Source organism: Stakelama portus (genome assembly GCF_003171655.1).
GTDB lineage: Bacteria > Pseudomonadota > Alphaproteobacteria > Sphingomonadales > Sphingomonadaceae > Sphingomonas > Sphingomonas portus.
On record NZ_QFZL01000005.1, the window covers coordinates 15,801 to 38,652 of the forward strand.

Annotated in this window: 18 protein-coding genes; 8 read left to right on the forward strand and 10 right to left on the reverse strand. The window is 64.2% G+C overall.

All coding sequences use genetic code 11. The features are described from left to right. Positions 1-65 precede the first annotated feature (65 nt). From DKB74_RS14195 to DKB74_RS14205, 3 genes are all read right to left on the reverse strand, one after another. Positions 66-1,286 carry a DmpA family aminopeptidase gene (locus tag DKB74_RS14195; RefSeq protein ID WP_109808850.1) on the reverse strand — a complete coding sequence of 407 codons (1,221 nt, stop codon included), beginning with the start codon at positions 1,284-1,286 and terminating at the stop codon, positions 66-68. Between the two features lie 22 nt (positions 1,287-1,308). Then, positions 1,309-3,495 carry a TonB-dependent receptor gene (locus DKB74_RS14200; protein WP_109808851.1) on the reverse strand — a complete coding sequence of 729 codons (2,187 nt, stop codon included), beginning with the start codon at positions 3,493-3,495 and terminating at the stop codon, positions 1,309-1,311. Positions 3,496-3,598: 103 nt separating this feature from the next. Beyond that, on the reverse strand, positions 3,599-4,393 hold the full coding sequence (locus DKB74_RS14205; protein ID WP_109808852.1) for a TetR/AcrR family transcriptional regulator: 795 nt from the start codon (positions 4,391-4,393) through the stop codon (positions 3,599-3,601). 89 nt (positions 4,394-4,482) lie between these two features. Between DKB74_RS14205 and DKB74_RS14210 the strand changes: the two genes are divergently transcribed. The 4 genes from DKB74_RS14210 to DKB74_RS14225 all read left to right on the forward strand — a co-directional run bounded on the left by DKB74_RS14210 (position 4,483) and on the right by DKB74_RS14225 (position 10,126). Beyond that, a complete protein-coding gene (locus DKB74_RS14210) occupies positions 4,483-4,953 on the forward strand; it encodes a MaoC/PaaZ C-terminal domain-containing protein (RefSeq protein WP_161956876.1) in 471 nt (156 codons plus the stop codon). After that, the gene (locus tag DKB74_RS14215; RefSeq protein ID WP_161956877.1) at positions 4,950-6,236 is read left to right on the forward strand and encodes an MFS transporter; all 1,287 of its coding nucleotides are present in this window, start codon (positions 4,950-4,952) and stop codon (positions 6,234-6,236) included. The genes DKB74_RS14210 and DKB74_RS14215 overlap by 4 nt, the downstream gene beginning before the upstream one ends. Beyond that, positions 6,233-7,765, forward strand: a complete 1,533-nt coding sequence (locus tag DKB74_RS14220) for a class I adenylate-forming enzyme family protein (RefSeq protein WP_109808855.1) — start codon at positions 6,233-6,235, stop codon at positions 7,763-7,765. Before DKB74_RS14215 ends, DKB74_RS14220 begins: the two co-directional genes overlap by 4 nt. A 183-nt stretch (positions 7,766-7,948) precedes the next feature. Further along, positions 7,949-10,126, forward strand: coding sequence for a TonB-dependent receptor (locus DKB74_RS14225; protein WP_109808856.1), 2,178 nt, complete (start codon positions 7,949-7,951; stop codon positions 10,124-10,126). Between the two features lie 75 nt (positions 10,127-10,201). On the opposite strand, the gene DKB74_RS14230 is transcribed toward DKB74_RS14225, so the two are convergent. After that, positions 10,202-11,638 carry a serine hydrolase domain-containing protein gene (locus DKB74_RS14230; protein WP_109808857.1) on the reverse strand — a complete coding sequence of 479 codons (1,437 nt, stop codon included), beginning with the start codon at positions 11,636-11,638 and terminating at the stop codon, positions 10,202-10,204. Positions 11,639-11,754: 116 nt separating this feature from the next. On the opposite strand from DKB74_RS14230, the gene DKB74_RS14235 reads away from it, so the two are divergent. From DKB74_RS14235 to DKB74_RS14245, 3 genes are read left to right on the forward strand one after another with little or no spacing between them, the layout of a single operon-like run. Then, positions 11,755-12,972, forward strand: a complete 1,218-nt coding sequence (locus tag DKB74_RS14235; protein ID WP_109808858.1) for a glycine C-acetyltransferase — start codon at positions 11,755-11,757, stop codon at positions 12,970-12,972. Beyond that, on the forward strand, positions 12,969-13,751 hold the full coding sequence (locus DKB74_RS14240; protein ID WP_109808859.1) for an SDR family NAD(P)-dependent oxidoreductase: 783 nt from the start codon (positions 12,969-12,971) through the stop codon (positions 13,749-13,751). Before DKB74_RS14235 ends, DKB74_RS14240 begins: the two co-directional genes overlap by 4 nt. Before the next feature lie 18 nt (positions 13,752-13,769). Further along, positions 13,770-14,600: a phytanoyl-CoA dioxygenase family protein gene (locus DKB74_RS14245; protein ID WP_109808860.1), complete on the forward strand. Its 831-nt coding sequence runs from the start codon at positions 13,770-13,772 to the stop codon at positions 14,598-14,600. 17 nt (positions 14,601-14,617) lie between these two features. On the opposite strand, the gene DKB74_RS14250 is transcribed toward DKB74_RS14245, so the two are convergent. Both DKB74_RS14250 and DKB74_RS14255 read right to left on the reverse strand, forming a co-directional pair. Beyond that, positions 14,618-15,523, reverse strand: coding sequence for an SDR family NAD(P)-dependent oxidoreductase (locus DKB74_RS14250; RefSeq protein ID WP_109808861.1), 906 nt, complete (start codon positions 15,521-15,523; stop codon positions 14,618-14,620). A 137-nt stretch (positions 15,524-15,660) separates the two neighbouring features. After that, complete coding sequence (locus DKB74_RS14255; protein ID WP_109808862.1) at positions 15,661-16,443, reverse strand: enoyl-CoA hydratase/isomerase family protein; 783 nt, start codon at positions 16,441-16,443, stop codon at positions 15,661-15,663. Between the two features lie 236 nt (positions 16,444-16,679). Between DKB74_RS14255 and DKB74_RS14260 the strand changes: the two genes are divergently transcribed. Further along, the gene (locus tag DKB74_RS14260) at positions 16,680-18,254 is read left to right on the forward strand and encodes a long-chain-fatty-acid--CoA ligase (RefSeq protein WP_109808863.1); all 1,575 of its coding nucleotides are present in this window, start codon (positions 16,680-16,682) and stop codon (positions 18,252-18,254) included. Here the strand turns inward: DKB74_RS14260 and kce are convergent. From kce to DKB74_RS14280, 4 genes are read right to left on the reverse strand one after another with little or no spacing between them, the layout of a single operon-like run. Then, complete coding sequence (gene kce, locus DKB74_RS14265) at positions 18,251-19,183, reverse strand: 3,5-dioxohexanoate:acetyl-CoA acetone transferase (protein WP_109808864.1); 933 nt, start codon at positions 19,181-19,183, stop codon at positions 18,251-18,253. The two genes, DKB74_RS14260 and kce, sit on opposite strands and share 4 nt — an antisense overlap. Positions 19,184-19,202: 19 nt before the next feature. Beyond that, positions 19,203-20,810: an acyl-CoA carboxylase subunit beta gene (locus DKB74_RS14270; RefSeq protein ID WP_109808865.1), complete on the reverse strand. Its 1,608-nt coding sequence runs from the start codon at positions 20,808-20,810 to the stop codon at positions 19,203-19,205. Between the two features lie 3 nt (positions 20,811-20,813). After that, the gene (locus tag DKB74_RS14275; protein WP_161956878.1) at positions 20,814-21,314 is read right to left on the reverse strand and encodes an acyl-CoA carboxylase biotin carboxyl carrier protein subunit; all 501 of its coding nucleotides are present in this window, start codon (positions 21,312-21,314) and stop codon (positions 20,814-20,816) included. Between the two features lies 1 nt (position 21,315). Continuing rightward, a complete protein-coding gene (locus tag DKB74_RS14280; RefSeq protein ID WP_164497951.1) occupies positions 21,316-22,800 on the reverse strand; it encodes an acetyl-CoA carboxylase biotin carboxylase subunit in 1,485 nt (494 codons plus the stop codon). Between the last annotated feature and the right edge of the window lie 52 nt (positions 22,801-22,852).

Genomic DNA, 22,852 nt, shown 5'->3' on the forward strand with positions numbered 1-22,852 from the left:
AGGAAGCAGCTGGCTTGGCCTCGCCCAACCTGCGTTTCCCGCATTCGGGGGAATGACGATGCGAGTCAGTCCCGGGGAACCAGTCGATTGTGACGCGCCAGGATTTCCACCAGCTGGTCCCTGGGCAGCGCATAGACCTTCACGCCGTTGGCGCCGGTCATCGTCTCCGAAGCGACAAGCTGGTTGACCAGCGCCTCTTCGGTCGCCTGCACCACAGCCGCGAACAGCGCGTTCATCGTGTCGCTGTCGGTGTCGGCGATCATTCCGTCCATATGCACTTCGCCGCCGGGCGTGGAGACGTTGGTGGTGGAGAATGCCAGCACCATTTCGCCCGACAGATTGCTTGCGGTGCTGCCGTTGCGCCCGACGCCCATCGCGGCGCGGCGCGCCATGCGCTGGAGCTGATGCGGCATCAGCGGCGCATCGGTGGCGATGACGATCAGCAGCGAATTCTTGTCCTGCGGTTCGCCTGCATTGGGGCCGATCGCGGCGATGCCGTTCACCTCCGGCCAGTTCTGCTCGATTTCGCGGCCGACCGGAATGCCGGCGATGCGCAGGTCGTCGCGGTTGCCGTGATTGGCCTGGACCAGCACACCGACCGTATAGCGTTTGCCGCCGACTTCGATGATTCGCGACGACGTGCCGATCCCGCCCTTGAAAGTATAGGCGATCATCCCCGTGCCGCCGCCGACATTCCCTTCGGCGACCGGACCGCTCGCGGCATTGTCGAGCGCGGCGAACACATCCTCGCGCGACAGCGGGTGGCCGAACACGTCGTTCAGGCGGCTGTCGAGCGTTTCGCCGACCACCGGCAGCACGCGCGTGACGAGCAGCGGCGCGGGCACATGTTCGAGCGACCAGTCCATCATGCTCTGAATCACCAGCCCGACATTGCCCGATCCGGTGAGCGCGACCGGCCCGAAGAACAGTCCGGTTTCGTCGACCAGATGCATCCCGGTCCATTCGCCGGTACCGTTGATCACCGCGCGCCCGGCAGCGACACCATCGACGCTGTTCTTGCCGAGCGGATGGATGATGGTGACGCCCGTGCGGGCGGGGCCTTGCCCGACCCGCAACGGTCCGTCGCCACGGATCACCGTGGTCTGGCCGACTTCGACGCCGGGGACGTCGGTGATCGCATTATATTCGCCCGGCGTACCGTCAAACGGCACGCCCAGATCGCGCGCGCGGTCCTGCGCCGCGGCGGGCGCCGCCGCGAGGAACAGCGCGGCAAGGCCGAGCGTGAATGCGGCGATCAGATCGGACTTCACGGCATATCCCTTCATTGGTTCGGCTCCACCCCCGGGCTCAGAAGCGCATCCGGGCTTCGAGCCCGACCGTGCGGGGCCGGCTGGCGACGATGCGCGGCCGACCGGGAAGTTCGATCGCCAGCGACGGCAGGTCCGACAGATTCGCCGCTTCATCGAACAGATTCTGGGCAAACAGGCTGATGTCCACACCGGCAAGATGCGCCGTCGCGCGCAGATTGACCATGTCATAGGCCGGACGGACGCGCCGCGTGGCGGGTACGTTCGAGCGGCTGTAGCTCATGTCGACATGCGAATAATCGGCGTGCAGCGTCAGCGGAAAGCCGACATCCACATCGGCATCGACCCCGCCATTATAGGTCCATTCGGGCACCTGCTGGATCCGCGCGCCGTTGGGAAAGGCCGGATTGCCCCCGCCATTGGTGATATGCGCATCGGTATAGCCCGCGCCGAAATTGAAGCTGAGCCAATCGGTCGCTGCGAAATTGCCTTCGATCTCGCCGCCCTGGCTGCGCGCTTCGCCGCCATTGACGAGCACGCCGAACCCGCAGGAAAGCGACATGCCCTGCTGCACATCGGACCAGTCGATCCGGTAGAGCGATCCGTTGAGCGTCAGGCGGCGTCCGAACCAGCGCGTCTTGGCGCCGATTTCATAGCTCCACAGCGAATCGGAATCATAGGAACGCACATCGTCGGGCGTCAGCCCGACCGCGGCGAGCGATCCCGAACAGAGCGAGGCCGAAAAGGCGTTGACCCCGCCAAGCCGGTATCCCTTGGCGGCGCTGATATAGACCATCGCATCGGGCGCGACATCGACCTGCACTGCGAAACGCGGATCGACGCCGCTCTCCTTCTGCCGTCCGGTAAAGCTTGCCGGCGTGACGGCGACGCCCCCCTGGCTGCCGGTAAAGGTCACACGCGCGTCGAATACACGCGCGCCGGCGATCACGCGGACCCCTTCGACCGGTGTGACGGTGACTTCGCCGAACGCGGCATATTCCTCGGTCTTGGTCAGGAAGTCCTGATCATAGACGTTCGACACGACGCCCGGCAGCGGCGAGGGCGGGAAGACGAGACGATTGCTCGCGTCCTGATAGAAGAGACCTGCAGTGAGATTCACCGGGCCGTCGAAGTCGGACGTGAAGCGCAACTCCTGCGCGGTGCTGTCATAATCGCTCGAAGCCGTCATCACCGCCGGGATGGCGGGGGTGCCGAACAACAGCATCGCGACTTCGGAATAATCCTCGCTCGCATCGACACGGCGATCGAAGAAGGTCGTCGCCGAGGTGATCTTGCCAAAGCCCGCGTCATATTCCAGCGTCAGCGTGCCGAGGTCCCAGTCGTCGCTGCCCGGTTCGGCGATGTTGAACAGTCGCTCCTGGACATAATTGCCCGCCTTGACGTCGGCGAGCGAGCGGCCATCGGTCGTGCCGCGCTGGAACATGTAGCGCGGCGTGAAGGTGAGCGCGCCCATCTTTGCGGCGAGCGTGATGGTGCCGCCGAAACGCTCCGAGCTGTCGACATCGCGTATCGTGCCGAAATCGACCGGCGCGGCGGGGGAAGCGGTGCGATCATAGACGCCCGATTGGGCCTCCCAATAGCCCGACACGCGCAGCGCAAGCTGGTCGCGTACCAGCGGAACGTTGATAGCGCCGTCGATCGAGCCGTTTTCGCCGCCATGCGTCGTGGTGGAAACGCGGCCGAGCAGCGACCCGGAAAATTCGTCGGCATCGGGCTTGCGGGTGATCAGGCGCACCGTGCCGCCCATCGAACGGGCGCCATAGAGCGTGCCCTGCGGCCCGCGCAGCACTTCGATCCGGTCGAGATCGAGCACGCGCGGATCGATACTCCCCGGCAGCGGTGAGTCGTCGAGATAGAAACCGGTCGTGTTTTGACCGAACACGCCGCGCAAGGTCACTGTCTGGGCGGTGCCGCCAAGGCTCTGCGTATAGCCATAGGCGATATTGGGGATCTGCGCCGCATAGTCACGGAAATCGGTGATGCCCTGTGCCTCGAGCTTTTCGCCCGACAAGGCGGTGATGCTGAGCGGCACATCCTGCACCGACTGGGCGCGATACTGGGCGGTGACGACGATTTCGTCCGACGCGGCGGCTTCCTGTTGCGTGCTGTCGTCCGATGTCGCCGACTGCGCCAGCGCCTGTCCCGGCAATGCCAGCGCCACCAGCAGCGAAGCCGATCCGAGCCAGCGAGCGATTCCCGTCTTCATGCCGTCACCCCCAATAAAATAAATGTGACGTCAGTGTCATTTTTATCGATGCTTCTGTCAACCCGATAGCGGAGTGCCTCTAAATGGCAGTAATCAGACGATTTCAGCCGTTGCTGTCGCCGAGCATCCGAGTCAGTGCCTGTGCCGAATCGCCGATTCGCGCGCCCTGGGGGATCGGACCGTACAGCGCCTGGTACCAGAGCACGGCGAGGAAATCGGCGAGATCCTCATTCTTCGGCACGGCGCGCTCCTTGAGCGCGAGCAGGGCGGGATCGGGATGGATCAGCAGCTTGCGCGCCAGCTCGTCCATCATCGCGCCGAGCGCATAGGCGGAAAGCAGCGCCACGTCATAGGGAACTGCCGTCTGGGGATGATCGCGCAGCAGCGACTGGGCAATCCGTTCATACCATTGCTGGTTGGCGCCATGGGCGAGATCGCGGAAATCCTCGACTTCGTCGCCGAGTTGCAGGATGCAGCGCATCAGTCCGGCATTGGCCTGCATCACTTCGAGCCATTTAAGGTGCGAGGCACGAATCGCCTCGAACGGCCCCTTGCCTTCCGGCCGCACCGCCATCATTTCCATCGCCGCTTCGAGATATTCGGCAAGGACGACGTGCGTCACCTGCTCCTTATTGTCGAAATAGAGATAGAAGGTCGCCGCCGCGACGCCTGCCGCCTCGCATATGTCGGACACGCGCATCGCGTGATAGCCGACATCGTCGAGCACCTTGATCGCGCCGAATTTCAGCATGTCGCGCGTGCGCTCACCCTTGGTGCGCTTGGGCGCTGCGTCGATCACATGCGCCAGATAATCGGCATATCGCGCAAAGGAATTGACCTCGCGCAGAGGAACTTCCCGGGTTTTCTGTTTTCTTGCACTGCTCGCTGTCCGCGCCATCGGCTCTACCTTGCGTCCTAAAACTGATGCTGATATCAGGTTTCTATTCTTCAGGGGACAGTATGGACGTTCAGGACAAAAGAGCAATCGTGGCGGCAACTCCGGGCACGGCGCTGGGCGAATCGCAATGGCTTACCGTGACTCAGGCGATGATCGACCATTTCGGGATCGCGACGCTGGACGATGATCCGATGCATGCCGATCCGGAATGGGCGGCGAACAAGGGGCCATTCGGCAAGACCGTCGCCTATGGCTTCATGACGATGGCGCTGCTCACCCATATGCTCCACGAGACATTGGGTGAGGGCCCGGCGCGCGAGCCGGAGCGGACCGGCTATTTCCTCAATTACGGATTCGACAAGATGCGGCTGGTTGCGCCGGTCCCGGTCGGATCGCGCATCCGTGGCAAGTTCCGGCTCGACGATCGCACGCTCGACGAATCGGGGCGCGCACGGCTTACGATCGGCGTCGAGATCGAAATTGAGGGCGAGGAACGCCCCGCGCTTGCCGGCACCTGGCTGGCGATCTGGGTGCCGCCCAGCCGCGACGCTCAGCCGTGACCGAGCGCGCCGCGCTGACCGGACCCAGGCTCGGTTTCTGGGCGCTGGGCGGATTCGGGACGGGCGTGATCAACACCGTCCCGGCCGCCCTGCTTCTTTATTTCTGTACCGAGATACTGGCGATATCGCCGGGACTGGCGGCGCTGGCGGTGCTGTTGCCCAAGCTGTCGGCGATCCTCTGGGATCCGATCGTCGGCGGCTGGTCTGACAATACGCGCAGCCGGATGGGTCGACGGCGGCCCTTTATCCTCGCCGGTACGATCGGCGTGCCGCTCTTCTTCATCCTGCTCTTTTCCTGGCCTTATCCGCAGGGCGACGCGGCGTTTTTGCCGGTGATGCTCTTCTATCTGTTGATGACCAGCGCCTATTCGCTGTTCGCCGTGCCGTTCGTCGCGGTGCCCGCCGAGGCAAGCCCCGATCCGGTAGTGCGCGAGAGGATCACGGGATGGCGGATCGGCTTTGCGATGATCGGGGTCTTCTTCGGCGCGGCGGCCGGCCCCTTCATCGCCGAACAGGTCGGTGGCGGACGTGGCGGCTATGTGGTGATGTCGATCGTCATCGCGGCAATGTGTCTGTTCGCGCTCACCAGCACCTTCTTTGCCACGCCGTCGCATTTCGTCGCTCCGCCTTCTGGCGACGTTGCTCCGGCGCGCGCGCGATTCCGGGCCGGCGCCCTGATCCGGGGCGCGGGCAGGTTCTGGATGCTCACCGCCGTCTATATCCTTCAGCTGATCGGAATCGGCGCGGTTACGGCGCTCACACCCTATTGGATGGTGCAGCTCGCCGGGCATTCCGCCGGAGAGACCGGCACCGCGCTCGGTGCGATGTTCCTCGCGACGATCGTCACCGTGCCCCTGTGGATGCGTGGCATCGCGCGCTGGGGAGCGAACCGGGCGCTGATTGCGGCAGCGGCGATGTTCGGCGGCGCCGCGCTGCTGCTGTCGATGCCGGACCGCGTGCCCATGCTGCCGATCTATGTCGCGCTCGGCGTGCCCTTCGCGGGAATCCAGGTCGCGGCGTTCGCGCTGGTGGCGCATGCCATCCATGCCATTCCGGACGATCGCGAGGGGTTGTTCACCGGTATCTGGACCGCAGGCGAAAAGAGCGGCCTCGCTCTGGGTGCCGCACTGTCGGGGCTGGGGCTGCAACTGGGCGGATTCATCTCCGCCGCACCGACGCAAAGCACCGAAGCCGTCGAAACGCTGCGCTGGCTGATCGCGGCAGGGCCGCTTGCCTGTATGGTGCTCAGCCTCGCCCTGCTCGTTCTTGGGAACCGCAAATGACCGATCTGCCCGATACGCTGCTGATCGACGCCATTCGGCGCTGGGCACGGGATACACCCCAGGCCGAGGCGCTGATCCATGGCGCGCGGCGCATCTCCTATGCCGAGCTTGAGCGTGAAATCGACCGGCTGGCACTGGCGATGCTTGCCAGCGGTGTGGCGCCGGGCGATCGGGTCGCCTGCCTCGCCCCACCCGAACCGATATTCGTGACGAGCCTGATCGCGGCCAATGCGATCGGGGCAATCTGGATCGGGCTCAACCCGCGCTACAAGCTCGAAGAGCTGCGCTTCATCGTCGGCGACAGCACCCCCCGGCTATTGATCGCGCGCGGCGAGATCGACGGGCGCGACTATGGCGAAGAACTGGCGGCGCTTGCCGCGGAATGCCCGGGGATGCGCATCGTCGTCGATCGGGACCTGCCCCAATTCCTCGCCGAAGCCAAAGCGCTTCCCGCCAAGGATATCGCCGCGAACCGACCGGACGGACGCGAGGCGAGCATGATCGTCTACACTTCGGGCTCGACCGGCCGCCCCAAGGGCGCGCTGTTGTCGCAGGCGGCGATCCATGCCTTTGCCGAGGCGCAGAACCGGCTCTGGCCGATCGCTCCGCTGCGCGTGCTCAACTATTTCCCGATCAACCATATCGGCAGCGTGGTCGACATCAGCCTGCCCGCGCTGGTCGCGGGCGGCACGGTGGTGCTGATGGAGAAATTCGATCCGGCCGCATCGCTCGAGCTGATGCAACGCGAAGGCGTCACGCTCTGGGCAAGCGTGCCGAGCGTTTTCCAGATGCAGCTCGACTTGCCCGATTTCGACCGGTTCGACCTGTCGGCGGTGCAGCTGATCGTCTGGGAAGGCGCGCCGATGGCCGAGCCGCTGATCCGGCGGCTGCACGCGATCCTTCCGCAGCTGGCGACCAACTATGGCATGACCGAAGCGACAAGCGCGATCCTGGCGACGCCGCCGTGCGACGATCCGGCGCTGCTCGCCCGATCGGTCGGCCATCCTTTCGCCTATGCCGAAGTGCGACTGGTCGACGCGTCGGGCAATGTCGGTGAGGAAGGCGAAATCCAGCTGCGCTCGCCACTGGCAACGCTCGGCTATTGGAACCGGCCCGACGCCACCGCCGAAGCGATCGACGCCGATGGCTGGCTGCACACTGGCGATATCGGACGACGCCTGGCTGACGGCAGCTACGCGATCGCCGGGCGGATCAAGGAAATGTACAAGTCGGGCGGCTACAATGTCTATCCGCTCGAAGTCGAAGCGGTGATCGAGGAGCATCCGGGCGTCCATGGCTGTGCCGTTATCGGCGTCCCCGATCCGCTATGGGATGAAGTCGGCGTCGCCTTCATCATCGCCGATGCGAACGTGACCCAGGCCGATATCCTCGCACATTGTCGCACGCGGCTGGCCAACTACAAGCTGCCCAAGCGCATCGAACTGCGCAGCGCGCTGCCGCTGCTGCCGATCGGCAAGGTCGACAAGGTGGCATTGCGCCGCGAAGCCCGCGAACACGCGCCCGGCTGAACCGGGCACCGAAATCGTTCCTGCGCAGACCGTTGGCGGACATGAAGCCATGTCCGGACCATGGGCATGCCTGTCGGAAATGAAGGAAAATCTCGCGCCCAACCCGCCTGACTCGTCACAAAACGGATTAGACATTTGTAAAACTGATGTCATAATCACTTTTGGGAATCAGGGAGGGTCGTTGTGACAAGTCATATTCGCAAGATCGTGAAGTGGAGTCTTTGCACCGGCGTCGCATTCGCCGGCATCGCACAGGCACAGGCACAGCGGGCGCCGCAGAGCAGCCCGACCGCACAAGACGATGCGGTCCCCGAGATCGTCGTCACCGCCGAACGTCGCGAAACGCGGCTGCTCGACACGCCAATCGCGCTGACGGCATTCACCGCCGCCGATCTGGAAGATGCCAATGTCTCGCGGATCGAGGATCTGGCGGGGCAGATTCCGGGCGTTTTCATCGCCGACCGCAGCCTGCGCACACAGTCGATCGCCATTCGCGGGCTTTCGGCCGATCTCAACAATCCCGGACTCGATCAAAGCGTCGGCATCTATGTCGACGGCGTCTATATGGGCCGCGCGACCCCGGGCAACGCCAGCCTGTTCGACCTGCAACGGATCGAGGTTCTGCGCGGGCCGCAAGGCGCGCTCTATGGCAAGAACACCATTGCCGGCGCGATCAACTATATCACGCGCCTGCCGGGCGATACACTCGAAGGCAGAATCGAAGCGGGATATGGCAATTACGATGCCTGGCAGCTCCGCGCTTCGGCGAGCGGGCCGCTGAGCAACGGCATATCGCTCGGGCTGGCCGGTGCAATCGATCAGCGCAGCGGCTTCGTCCACAACACGGCCACCGGCACCGATCAGGACAATCTCGACGCACTGGCGCTGCGCGGCACGTTGCGCATTCAACCGAGCGCCGACATCGATATCATCCTGCGCGGCGATATCGGCCGCGACCGCACCAATGCGGGCAGTTCGGATGTGCTGAACAATGGTGCCTTTGCCGGGACGCCGCTGGCCGATGCCGATCCGAACGACCGCACCGTCACGCAGAATCGCGATCCGGTGCAGGATCGCGACACCTGGGGCGTTTCGGCGGAAATCGACTGGACGCTCGGCGCCGGGACGCTGACCTCGCTCACTGCGTGGCGCGGCTTCACCTGGCACAATTTCGCCGACAACGACTATACCGTGCTCGACATGCTCGCATCGGGCATCGACGAGGACCAGCAACAGGTTTCGCAGGAAATCCGCTATGCGGGCGAAGCCGGCGCGCTGACCTATGTCGCCGGGCTCTACTATTTCCATCAGCAACTCGACACCAACTCGATCTCGACGGTCGGCGTCGATCTGGGCATCTATCCCAACCCGGTCGACGCGATCGTGAAGGGCGACGTGACGAGCGACAGCTATGCCGCGTTCCTGCACGGCGACTATGCCTTTTCGGACCGGCTGAGCCTGACCGCCGGGCTGCGCTACACCTATGAAAAGAAGAAGCTGGTGCATGCGCAGCAGGGCGACCCGTTGCAGCTATTGCTTCCCAATATCCCGCAGCGGACGCTCGACCGGTCGGAGGATAATTTCTCCCCTTCGGCGAGCCTCAACTACAAGCCGGGCGAGGATGTGCTGCTCTATGCCAGCTATTCGCGTGGCTTCAAATCGGGCGGCTTCAACGTCTTCGGCGTCTCGCCGACCGACGATGCGCGCTATGCCCCGGAACATGTCGACAGCTATGAAATCGGCGCCAAGGCAGCGATACTGGGCGGCCGCGGGCGTATCGCGATTGATGTCTTCCGCATGGATTATTCCAACCTGCAGGTGAATCAGCTGATCAATGTCGGCGGCGTGCCGCGTTTCATGACGTCGAATGCGGCATCGGCGCGGACGCGGGGGCTGGAGGCGGAACTGGTGCTGCGTCCGGCACGCGGCTTCGATCTGACCGCCACCTACACCTATCTCGACGCGAATTTCGTCGACTATCGCAACGCGACCAGCGGCGGCGCCGACTATACCGGCAACCGGCTGCCTCGCGCACCCGAACATAGCGGCAGCATTGCCGCGCAATATGTGACGCCGCTCGCCGGCTCGCTTGAACTGTTCGTTCGCGGGGAAGCGACTCTGCACAGCCGCGTCTATTTCGGCGCCGACAATGCCTACAGCCAGGGCGGCGTTGCGCTGTTCAACGCGCGTTTCGGCATTCATGACGAAAAGAGCGGCTGGGGCGTCTATCTCTGGGGCCGCAATATCGGCAATCGCGACTATGCGATCCAGCGATCGAGCGGCGCGATCGTGCCCGGACAGGCGATCCAGACGCTGGGCGCGCCGCGCACCTATGGCGTCGAAGCGACGTTCGACTTCTAACCCCATCCTTCGGGTCGCAACAAAAAGGGGCGGCGCGGGAATTCCCCGCGCCGCCCCAATTTTTATCGCGGTATGCTATTGTGCGGCCTTCACCATCGGGAAGTCGCCGTCATAATAGCGCATGCTGAGCGTCACCGACCCGTCGGGACGCCGGGAGAAAGTGAAGCGCTGTTCGGTATCGACGCGCGATGCATAGCGCCCTTCGCCCAACCGTATCAGTGCGATCGGCGGAGCGCCGCTGTCGACGCCGCCAAAGCTCAGATAGAGCCCATCCTCTTTCGCGACGAAGCCAAGCCGGTCGAAGCCGAGCCGATGGGTGGTGACGTCGTAATTCCCCGCGATCCATGCTGCCTCGGCCGGATCGAACGCGATTCCCGACAGATCGGGTTCGGCCATCCCCAGGAAGATGCGCGCGATGCGGTGCTCGAGCGTCAGCGCCGGGAAATTGCGCCCCTGGCTGTTGGTCAGCACGACCACGGTGAGGCGATCATCGGGATAATAAGCGAAATGGCTCGAAAAGCCGTAGATCGAGCCGGGGTGCGAAACTTTGCGCCGCCCATCGAGATCGCCTTCGATCAGACAGCCCTTGAGATAGGTGTTCGCAGCCCCATCGGTCAGCGTATCGCCCGACAGCGCCAGCGCACGTACCGCTTCGGGCGTCGCATCGCCGAACAGCCCGTCGGAAAAACGCACCAGATCTTCCGCAGTGGAAACGATCGCTCCGGCGGAAAACGGCGCGAGCCAGTCATAGGCGGGGGCAGGAGCAAATTCGCCTGCGCGGGCCAGATAGCCGCGCGCATGATCGGGATCGGCGCCGAAATCGGCCTGGGCCATTCCGAACGGCGCAAAGACATGGTCGGCGACATAATGATCATAGCTTTGACCCGTCACCGCTTCGATCACCAGTCCAAGCAGGAAAGTGTCGGAGTTGGAATAGTTGAACCGGGCTCCGGGCGCGAACATCAGCGGCTTGTCGGCGAAATAGCCGAGCATCTTCTCCCGCGTCAGATCGACTGGGTTGCTGTACGGAAATTCGCGGTTTTCGAGATAATTGGGAATGCCCGACGTATGTTCGGCGAGCTGCCGGATCGTGACGTCGCGGCTCGGCGCGGGAAGATCGGGCAGATAGGTCCCGACCGGTGCGTCGAGCGCAATCTTGCCCTGGGCGACGAGTTGCAGCGTCGAGAGGCATGTCACCGGCTTGGTGATCGAACCGATCGGAAAACGCGTCTGCGGCGTCACCGGCGTGCCGCTATCGCGGTCGGCGACTCCCATGCCGCGCGCATAGACTATCCGCCCGTCCCGCGCGACCGCCACCGATATGCCGGGGAACGGTCCGTCTGCCATCGCCTGCCGGATTGCCGCATCGGCACGCACCGCAAGCGATTCGACAGTGCCTGATGCATTGGCGCCCGGTTCGACGACAACCGACCGGGCGGTCTGCGCGCAGGCCGATGCGCTGCAGGCGAGCAACGCCAGAAATGCGGCATGGTGGCGTATTCCGATTGTCATTGCTGTGCTTCCCTTCCCCGGGGCATCGTCGCAACAGACGAACTGCCCGAACCAAAACTGACGTCAGTGTCATAAAATGCTTGCAGGCAAAGTGCAATGTGGGTCAGGATGACCGCATGACGACGCCATCGCCCCAATCGCAATCGCTCGACCATGCGCTTGCCGCCGCGCTCGACACGCTGCGCGAAGCCGGCTTGTTCAAGGAAGAGCACCCGCTGGTTTCACCGCAATCGGGTCATGTCACCATCGCCGAACCGTGCGGGAATCGTCAGCTGCTCAACCTGTGCGCCAATAATTATCTCGGCCTTGCCGACGACCCGCGGCTGATCGAAGCGGCGCGGAACGCACTCGATCGCCACGGCCTGGGCATGGCGTCGGTGCGCTTCATCTGCGGCACGCACGAACTGCACCGCCGACTCGAAACACGGCTCGCGGCGCTGACCGGACAGCAGGATGCGATCCTCTTCCCCTCGTGCTTCGATGCCAATGCCGGGATTTTCGAAGCGTTGCTCGGGCCCGAGGATGCGGTGTTCAGCGACGCGCTCAACCATGCCAGCATCATCGACGGCATCCGCCTGTGCAAGGCGCAGCGCCATCGCTACCCCAATGGCGACATTGCGGCGCTCGACGCTGCGCTTGCAGAGGCGAAGGACGCGCGGCGCAAGCTGGTCGTCACCGACGGCGTCTTCTCGATGGACGGCGTCATCGCCGATCTGCCGGCGATCCGGGCGATGTGCGATCGTCACGGAGCGCTGCTGATGGTCGATGATTCACACGCCACCGGCGTGCTCGGCCCCGATGGCAGCGGCACTGCCGCGCATCACGGCGGGGTGCCGGTCGACATGGTTTCGGGCACGCTCGGCAAGGCGCTGGGCGGTGCGGCGGGCGGCTATATTGCCGGGTCGGCCTCCGTCATCGCGTGGCTGCGGCAAAAGGCGCGGCCCTATCTGTTTTCCAACGCGCTGCCGCCGGCGCTGGCGGCGACGGCGCTGTGCGCGCTGGATATCGTGGCGCAGGAACCCGAACGGCGTGCGCGATTGGGCAGTCATGCGGCGCGGTTCCGCGCGGCGCTGACCAAAGCGGGCTTCACGCTGGCCGGATCGGGGCATCCGATCATTCCGGTGATGATCGGCGACGCGCCTGTTGCCGGACAATTTGCGGAAAAACTCTATCGGGCCGGTATCTACGCCGTCGCCTTTTCCGCGCCGGTCGTCCCGCCGGGTCAGGCGCGCATCCGCACCCAGATGTCGAGCGCGCTCAGCGACGCCGATGTCGACCGCGCCATCGCCGCCTTCATCCAGGTCGGCCACGAACTGGGAGTCATTCCGGCATGATGCTGCACGGCAGAACCGCGATCGTCACCGGCGGCGGCAGCGGGATCGGCCGCGCCGCCGCCCGGCGTTTCGCGCAGCAGGGCGCGCGGCTGTGCATTGCCGACGCCAATGAAGCGGCCGCGACCGCCACCGCGCAGGCGCTGCGCGATGCCGGGCATGACGCCTTCGCGCTCGCCACCGACGTTACCGATCCGCAAGCGGTCGATTCGGCCGTCGCGGTCACGCTCTCGCGCTTCGGCCGGCTCGATATCCTGCTGCACAGCGCGGGGGTCGGCATCGAACAGGCGTTTCTCGACACCGAACTCGCGCAATGGCGCCGCGTGCTCGACATCGATCTTACCGGCACCTTCCTGATGTGCCAGAGTGCTGCCCGCGCGATGCGCGATCAGCGCTATGGCCGGATCGTCACCATTTCGTCGACCGCGGGAATATTGGGCGGCACCGGGCGCGCCGCCTATGGCGCGGCCAAAGCCGGCGTGATCGGCCTGACCCGGGTCATGGCGGTCGAACTCGCGCCCTATGGCATCACGGCCAATTGCCTCGCCCCCGGCGCGATCGAAACCGAACTGGTCGCGCGCATGCATTCCGATGAAACGCGAACCGTCTATCGCGCCGGCATTCCGATGGACCGTTACGGTACGCCCGAGGAAGTCGCCGAGGCCGCGCTGTTCCTTGCAAGCGAAGCCGCGTCCTACGTCACCGGCCATGTGCTCGGTGTCGATGGCGGCTTCCTTGCCGCCGGCGTGATGCACCGCCGCCAATCCGAACAACAAGGCTGAACTGCCGGGAGAGGACCAATGGATCAGAACGCCATCGAAGCGGCACGGGCCGCGTATCGCCGCGACGGCGCAACGGTGCTGCGCGGCATACTCGACTCTGCATGGATCGATCGCATGCGGGTTGCGGTCGAACGCGCCATTGCCGCGCCTTCGGACGCATCGGTGGAATATACGCCCCAGGGTCGGCAGGGCCGCTATATCGGCGACTTCTTCGTCTGGATGCGCGACGCGGACTTTGCCGCGCTCATGCTGGATTCGCAGCTTCCCGCGCTCGCCCGGGCAGTCATGGAGTCGGACGAGAGCCGCCTCTTCTATGACCAGTTGCTCGTCAAGGAGCCGGGGACCGAGGAACATACGCCCTGGCATCAGGACCTGCCCTATTGGCCGGTGCGTGGCGAGCAGATCCTGTCGATCTGGGTCGGGCTCGACCCGGTCACGATCGAAAGCGGCGCGGTGCAATATGCGCGCGGATCGCATCTCGAAGGCAAGCTTTATGCCCCGCGCGCATTTTCGGCGACGTCGGGCTTCGCGGAAGTCTATGCGCGAATGGGCCTCGACCCGGCGCCCGATGAAGCCGCTCTGCGGGAGCGCTACGACGTCATTTCGTTCGAGACCCAACCGGGCGACATCATCGTGCATCACCCGCTGACCTTTCATTTCTCCGCGGGAAATCTGTCGCGCGACACGCGGCGGCGCGCGATTGCGATCCGCTATCTGGGTGACGATGCGCGCTGGGATGCGCGACCCGGGACATTCATGGACAAGGACAGCGTTCGCGCAATGCTCCGCGAACCGATAACGCTCGATGACGGCGACTCGCTTTGCGAGCCCAATTTTCCGCGCTGCTAGGCCATGAAGATTCGCGCTCAGGCGGTTATGTTCTGAAGCACCTTCGCGATCACGCCCATGCTGTTGGCGAAGGGGCGTGCCTGTGTCATGTCGGATATCTTAGCCCAGTTATCGCGGATATCCTCCGGCGCGACACCGCAGTCGCGCCCCAGGACCACGCCTTCGGATTCGAACGTCTGCACCCGCGCGAAATAGCCGCCACCGGCTTCGATCACCGCGCCGCTTTCGGTGCATTCCTCGGCACAGAGCCACCCGACCGCCGGGCTGACCAGTTCGGGGCGGAACAGCTCGGGCGTGCCCTCCGGCAAAATGTCGGCAGTCATTCGCGTTGCGGCAACCGGAGCGATGGCGTTCACCCGCACATCATATTTCGCGCCTTCATCCTTCAGCGACAGCATCATGCCGACCACCGCAGCCTTTGCCGCGGCATAGTTGGACTGGCCGAAATTGCCGTACAGGCCCGACGCCGACGTCGTCACGACAATGCGGCCATATTGCTGTTCGATCATGCGGGGCCATGCGGCGGCGATGCAATAAGCGGTGCCGAACAAATGGGTGTCGATGACCGCACTGAAATCCGCCATGCCCATCTTGATGAAGGATTTGTCGCGCAGATTGCCGGCATTGTTCACCAGCATATCGATCCTGCCGAACGCGTCGATGGCGGTCGCTATGATCGCCTGGCCACCCGCCTGTGTGGCGACGCTGTCATAACTGGCGACCGCTTCGCCCCCTGCGTCGCGGATTTCGCACACCACCGCATCGGCGGCAGCGCTGGACGCGGCATTGCCGTCAACCGAGCCGCCCAGATCGTTGACGACGACTTTCGCCCCTCGCCGCGCCAGCAGCAGGGCATGCGCCCGGCCCAGCCCCGCACCAGCGCCGGTTACCACAGCCACCCGGCCCGAATAGTCAATCGTCATTGCTGCGCCTTCCCTTCGCTGCGTCAGCGGGGGAGGTCGCCGATTGCGCTCACGGGGGGAAGCGGCATCGGGCGCGGTGGCCGCAATTCTACATATGCGTATTGCTGCTGGAATTCGCGCGGCCGCAACGGTCGCCCTCACTCCTCGCTGAAACGGGCGGAGCGTTTGGCAACGAATGCGTCAACGCCTTCGGCAAACTCGGCCCCGCCCGCGACTGCCATGAACGCCGCGCGCTCGGCATCGAGATGCCCCGCAAGCGGCGCGGTTTCCGCGCCATAGACGAGCTGCTTGATCAGCGACTGGGCCGTACGCGGTCCCCTTGCCAGCCGGGCCGCGGTTCCAGCCACGACATCGTCAAGCTTATCGCGCGGCACGACCCGCGTCACCAGCCCCTTCACCAGTGCTTCGTCGGCATGCATCGCGCGATTGGACAGCATCCAGTCCAGCGCCTGACGGCTTCCCATCAACCGGGTGGCGAACCAGCTGAGCCCGCCATCGGCAGGCGCGCCCAGCGTGACATGCGCCGGAAGCAGCTGTGCATCGTCCGCAGCGATGACGATGTCGCTGGCCAGCGCGATGCCCAGCCCGCCACCGGCAACATATCCCTGCAACCCGGCGACGATCACGGCATCGAGCGACCGCATCCGCTGCACGACCTGCGTCGCGCGCCCGACCGTGTTCCACACCCCCTCGCGCACTTCCTCCGCCGCGCCGCGAAAGATAGCGATGTCGCCGCCCGCCGTGAAATTCGCGCCATCGGCGGTCAAGATCACCGCCGCCACACGCCCATCGGCGGCGATCCTGTCGAACGCCTCGATCAACTCGTCGCACAGATGGATGTCGAGCCGGTTCATCCGTTCGGCATCGTCCAGCCGGATGCGCGCGATACGCCCGGCGATACCGAATTTGATCCGCTTCACACGTCTCTCCTCAAAGTCTGGTGCACCTCACTCAGCGCCTGAGAATGGGGATCGTGCAATCGATCGCGGGGTGCGAACGCAATTGTCCAGATATGTGGAACGATGCCGCGAAACCGCGCCGAAGGCGGCTGCGCGCTTGGCCTGACATCGGGTTGGGTACATCCTGACCGGCATCCGATCGGCGGCAGCAAAGGATCCGCCGACACGAGAGGACCACTGGCGGAGGGTAGTTGACGATGCTGATGAGCCAGGCGTTGCGCCGCATCGCGCGGTCCTACCCGGATCGCACCGCGATCATCGAAGGGGAGCTTCGCCGCACCTGGCGCGAGTTCGAAGACAGAGTCGCCCGGCTGGCCGGTGCACTCCGAAAAATGGGCGTCGGGCCCGGCGACCGGGTGGCGATCCTTGCCGGCAATTCCGCCCGCTTCGCGGAATTCTATTATGCGGTGTTCTGGATCGGCGCGGTCGCAGTTCCGCTCAACTGGCGCCTGTCTCCCGCCGAATTGATCTACACCCTCAACGATTCCGAACCCGAAACGCTGTTCATCGGCGAACAATTCCTGCCGCTACTCGAAACGTTGCGCGCGAGCTGTGCGAGCATCCGGCAGGTGGTGCTGGCAGATGGCGGGGACGAACGCGCCAACATGGCCATTCAGGATCTGATGATCGCGAACGGCGACCGGGTCGAACCGGTTACGGGACCCAATGATTGGCTCGCGTGCCTGTCCTATACCAGCGGCACGACCGGCATGGCGAAGGGCGTGATGCTGTCCCATGCCGCGATCTGGGCATCGACCGTAGCGCAGTCGATCGATTTCCACGGCATGCTCGGCGACGGCACGACCTTCCTCCATTGCATGCCGCTGTTCCACACCGGCGGCGCGAGCGGCTTGTTTGCGACGACGATCGTCGGCGGCACGCATATCTTCCTGCCCGAATTCACGCCCGCCGGATTTCTGGACACGCTGGAGCGCGAGCGCGCGACGCACAGCATGCTGGTGCCCACCCTGCTGACCATGGTGCTCGATGAAGTCGCGAAAGGCGGCCATGATCTCTCGTCGCTCAGAACGATCATTTCCGGCGGCGCGCCGCTGCCCGAAGAACCGGTCCGCGAGGCGCAGCGATTATTGCCGCACATCGTCGTGTCGCAGGCTTACGGACAGACCGAGTTCGGGCCGTACATCGCCTGTATGCAGCCGGGGATGGTCGATCTGGATGGCGCCACGGCGGGCCGCCTGCGCTCGGTCGGGCGCGCGGGATACAGCGTCGAAGTCATCATTGCTGACGATGATGGCAACGAGGTTCCGCGCGACACAGTCGGCCAGGTGCTGGTGCGCGGGCCCAATATGATGACCGGATACTGGCGCAAGCCCGAAGAGACCGCCGCGACGATCCGCGCCGGCTGGGTCCATACCGGCGATGGCGGTTACATGGATGCCGACGGCTTCCTCTATCTGGTCGACCGCATCAAGGACATGATCGTCACCGGCGGTGAGAATGTATTTTCCTCCGAAGTCGAAAACGCCCTCGCGAGTCATCCGGCGGTGGCGCAATGCGCGGTATTCGGCATCCCCGATGCACGCTGGGGCGAAGCGGTGCACGCCGAAGTGATGCTGCGCGCAGGCGCAACTGCCAGCGAGAGCGATCTGGTGGCGCATGTCCGCGGCCAGATCGCGGCGTTCAAATGCCCGCGATCGATCGCGTTTCGGACCGAGCCGTTTCCGATCATCGGGCTGGGCAAGATCCTGAAACGCGCGCTGCGCGAGGAATATCTGGCAGCTCGCGCAACCGCCGACAGCAACCAGCCCTAAAAGCCGACCGCGTCGCTTCCCTTGGTATCCAGCATCGCGCGGGCTTCGGCAGGCGTCGCGATGGTAAGGCCGATATCTTCCAGGATGCGGCGAATCTTCGCCACCTGCTCGGCATTGGATCGCGCCAGTTCGCCGCGTCCGATGTAGAGGCTGTCCTCCAGACCGACGCGAACATTGCCGCCCAGGATCGCACTCATCGTCACGAAGGGCAGCTGGTGCCGCCCCGCCGCAAGTACCGACAGATAATAATCGTCACCGAATAACCGGTCGGCGATGGTGCGCATGTGGATCAGATTTTCGTGATCGGCGCCGATCCCGCCCAAGATGCCGAAGATACACTGGATGAAGAAAGGCGGCTTCACCAGCCCGCGCTCGGCGAAATGCGCGAGATTGTAGAGATGGCCAACGTCATAGCATTCGAATTCGAAACGGGTGCCGTTGGCGCTCATCTGCGCCAGCCCATATTCGATCTGGGCGAAGGTGTTCGACAGGATGAAGTCGCGCGTCCCTTCGAGATAGGGGCGCTCCCAGTCGTGCTGGAAGCGATCATATTTGGCTGCCGCGCCCGAAATATTGAAATTGAGCGAACCCATGTTCATCGACGCCACTTCGGGCTGCAGGCTGACGGCCGGCGCAAGCCGCTGATCGATCGGCATGCCCAGCCCGCCGCCTGTCGTAATATTCAGGATCGCGTCGCATCCCTGTTTGATCCGCGGCAGGAACTGGCGGAACAGGTCGGGCGACTGATCTGGCGCGCCGGTGTGCGGATCGCGCGCGTGGAGATGCAGCATTGCGGCACCCGCCTCCGCCGCGCCAAGCGCCTGCTCGGCAATCTCGTCCGGGGTGATCGGCAAATGCGGCGACATGGTCGGCGTATGAATGCTGCCCGTCACAGCACAGGTAATGATGACCCTGTCGGCATGTTTCATGGGAATTTCCTCTGCATGATCACAGGCGGAACACGCCGTAGCCGGGGTCTCCCAGCGGCGTGTTGCGCGAAGCGGCGATCGCGATCCCCAGCGCGTTGCGGGTATCGACCGGATCGATGATGCCATCGTCCCACAGCTGCGACGTCGAATAATAAGCGGAAATCTGTTCCTGATAGGCGGCCAGCGTTTCGGCACGCTGTTGTTCCAACAGCGCTGCGTCGACCTCCAGGCCGTCGCGGCGCATCTGGTTCGCCTTGACCTCGGCCAGCGTGTTCGCGGCCTGCTCGCCGCCCATCACGCCAATCTGGTGATTGGGCCAGGTAAACAGAAAGCGCGGATCCCATGCGCGGCCGCACATGCCGTAATTGCCCGCACCGAACGACCCGTTGACCATCACTGTGAATTTGGGAACGCGCGATCCACCCTGCGCCATCAGCATCTTCGCGCCGTCCTTGGTGATCCCGCGCCGTTCATATTCGCGGCCGACCATGAATCCGGTGATGTTTTGCAGGAACAGCAAAGGCGTTTCGTTCTGGTTGCACAATTCGATGAAATGCGCCGCCTTCAGCGAGGAATCGTTGAACAACACGCCGTTATTGCCGAGGACGCCGACCTTATACCCCCAGATATTGGCGTAGCCACAGATCAGCGTCGTGCCGAAATCGGGCTGATATTCATGGAAACGGCTGCCATCGACGATACGCGCGATTACTTCGCGCATGTCGAACGCCTTTTTGATGTCGTCCGGGATGATTCCATAAAGTTCGGCGGGATCGAACGCAGGCGGTTCGGGGGTTTCGCGCTGGCACTGCCATTTCGGGCCACGGCGCCACTGGCTGACGATTTCGCGGCCGATGGCAATCGCCTGCGCTTCGTTTGCGGCGGGATAGTCGCACGTCCCCGACACCGAGGTGTGCATCGCCGCACCCCCCAGTTCCTCCGCCGACACATCCTCGCCGGTCGCGGCGCGCACCAGCGGCGGCCCGCCCAGAAATACGGCACCGGTCCCACGCACGATCACATTGTAATCGGACAGCGCGGGCACATAGGCGCCACCGGCCGTGCAATGGCCGAACACCAACGATAATTGGGGCACGCCCATTTTCGACAGGATCGTCTGGTTGCGGAATATCCGTCCGGCCATCCGCCCGCCGGGAAAGACTTCGGATTGCAGCTGCAGCTGCCCGCCGGCGGAATCGCACAGATGAATGACCGGAAGCCGGTTCTCGATCGCGATATCGAGCGCGCGGACGATCTTGGTGACGGTGAGCGGATACCAGGCGCCGCCCTTTACCGTGGAATCATCGGCGCGGATCATCACTTCGCGCCCTGATACGATGCCGATGCCGACGATCGAACTGGCCGATGGCGAAGCACCGCCATAGGCCATGTTGGCGGCGAGCGACGACAGTTCGAGGAAAGGCGTGCCGGGATCGAGCAGCGCAGCAATCCGGTCGCGCGGCAGCATCTTGCCCTGACTGGTCAGCCGGTCGAGGCTGCGCTGGGGCCGGGCGTGACGGGCCGCATCCTGCCGTGCGTGAAATTCGCTGACCAGCCGCCGATTGTGCGCAGCATTTTTGCGGAATTCGGCGGAGCCGGTGGCGATATTCGATTGGATACGTCGCATCGTCTATGCGCCTTCCACCGGTTCGAGCTGAACAAGGACTGCGTCTTTTTCGAACGTGCTGCCTGCCGCACCGGGGATCTGGGCAACAATGCCGTCGCGCGGGGCGGCCAGCGCCTGTTGCAGCTTCATGCTTTCTATCGTGATCAGCGCCTGCCCCTTGGCCACAGTGTCGCCCGGCGCGCAGTCGATCGACACGACGACGCCGGGCATCGGTGCGACGACGCTGTCACGCGCGGCGGCACCATCGGCATCGGCGGCAAATGGGTCGACTTGGCCGATGACAAAGCTGCGCCCGTCGAGCCGTACCGTGACGCCCTTGCCGTCTTCGCTGCGCGCAAAGGTGATCTCACGGCCATCGAAAACCATCCGATGCCTGCCATCGCCAAGCGGCGGCAGCGAGGCGATGCGATGCGCCACGCCGTCGATCACCAGCGTCAGCTGCGGCTTCAATTGCTGCGCAACAATGTTGTGGATTTCGCCATCAAATTCCAGATGGATGGTCATCTCAATTCCTCCACCCGCCCATTTCGGCATAGGGCTCGGGCGTTCCGGTAACTGCATCGTGCAGCGGCTTGAGCCCCAGCGCCGCTGCCGCAAGCAGGATCGCGCGTTGCGTCGGATCGGGGGGCGCCGGGGCGAGCGCCTCGGCATGTTCGCCGACAAAGCCGGTGTGCAGTTGCCCGTCACGAAAGGCAGGATGGTCGATGCTGCGCGCCAGATAGTCGATGTTGGTCTTCACCCCGAGCAGGTCGAGCGCCTCCAGCGCCGCGATGGAGCGGTCGATCGCCTCCGCCCGGTCGGCGCCATGTGCGACCAGCTTCGCCAGCATCGGATCGAAATCGGCGGTGACTTTCTGTCCGGCGTTCAGCGCACTTTCGAAACGGAGCCAAGTCGCGTGCGGAACATCGAGCACGGAAATGGCGCCGGTTTCGGGCAGGAAATCGCGCTCGGGATCTTCGGCGCAGATCCGGCATTCGATGGCATGGCCGTGCACCGCGACATCCGCCTGCGCGCACGGCAGGCCCTTGCCCGCGGCGATTTGAATCTGCGCCTGCACCAGATCGATCCCGGTAATCATCTCGGTCACGGGATGTTCGACCTGCAGCCGGGTATTCATTTCGAGGAAGAAGAAGCGGCCGTCCGCCCCCAATATGAACTCCACCGTCCCGGCATTGCGATAGTGCGCGACCTCGGCCAGTCGCACTGCAGCCGCGCAGATCGCTTCGCGCAGTTGCGGGGCAAGCCGGGCGGCCGGCGCTTCTTCGATGATCTTCTGAAACCGCCGCTGGATCGAGCATTCGCGCTCGAACAAGTGGATCACGCCGCCATTGCCGTCGCCCAGTACCTGAACCTCGATATGGCGCGGTCGTTCGAGATAGGTTTCGGCATAGATGCGCCCGTCGCCGAAATAGCGCAGCGCCTCGCTGGTCGCGATGCGCGCCGCCGGTTCCAGCTGATCGGCGCTGCGGACGATACTCATCCCCTTGCCGCCGCCACCCGCCGATGCCTTGATCAGCAGCGGGAACCCGATTCCGGCAGCCTGCTCCACGAACGCGTCGAAATCGTCGGTTGCGGTCACCGATGGCGCGACCGCTACACCGTTTGCGGCCGCGAATTCGCGCGAGGAAATCTTGTCCCCCATTAACGCGATCGCGCGCGCATCCGGCCCGATAAAGGTCAGCCCTGCTGCTTCGACCGCTCGTGCGAATTCGGCATTTTCCGAAAGGAAGCCATAGCCGGGATGCACGGCATCGGCGCCTGCCGCCTTTGCCACGGCAATGATCTGCGCAGCATCGAGATGCGCCGAAACGGGTGTATCGCCGGTGATCTCGACGCTGTGATCGGCCATCGCGACATGCGCCGAAACGGCATCGGCGGCATGATAGACCGCAATCGATTCAATCCCCATCGCGCGCAGGGTGCGCATAACGCGGCACGCGATTTCGCCGCGATTGGCGATCAGGATGCGGCGAAACAACGGGTCGGTCATCGGCTCTCCCAAATGCATGCCCAAATGCAGCGGCGAGCCTTCTTCGGCGCAT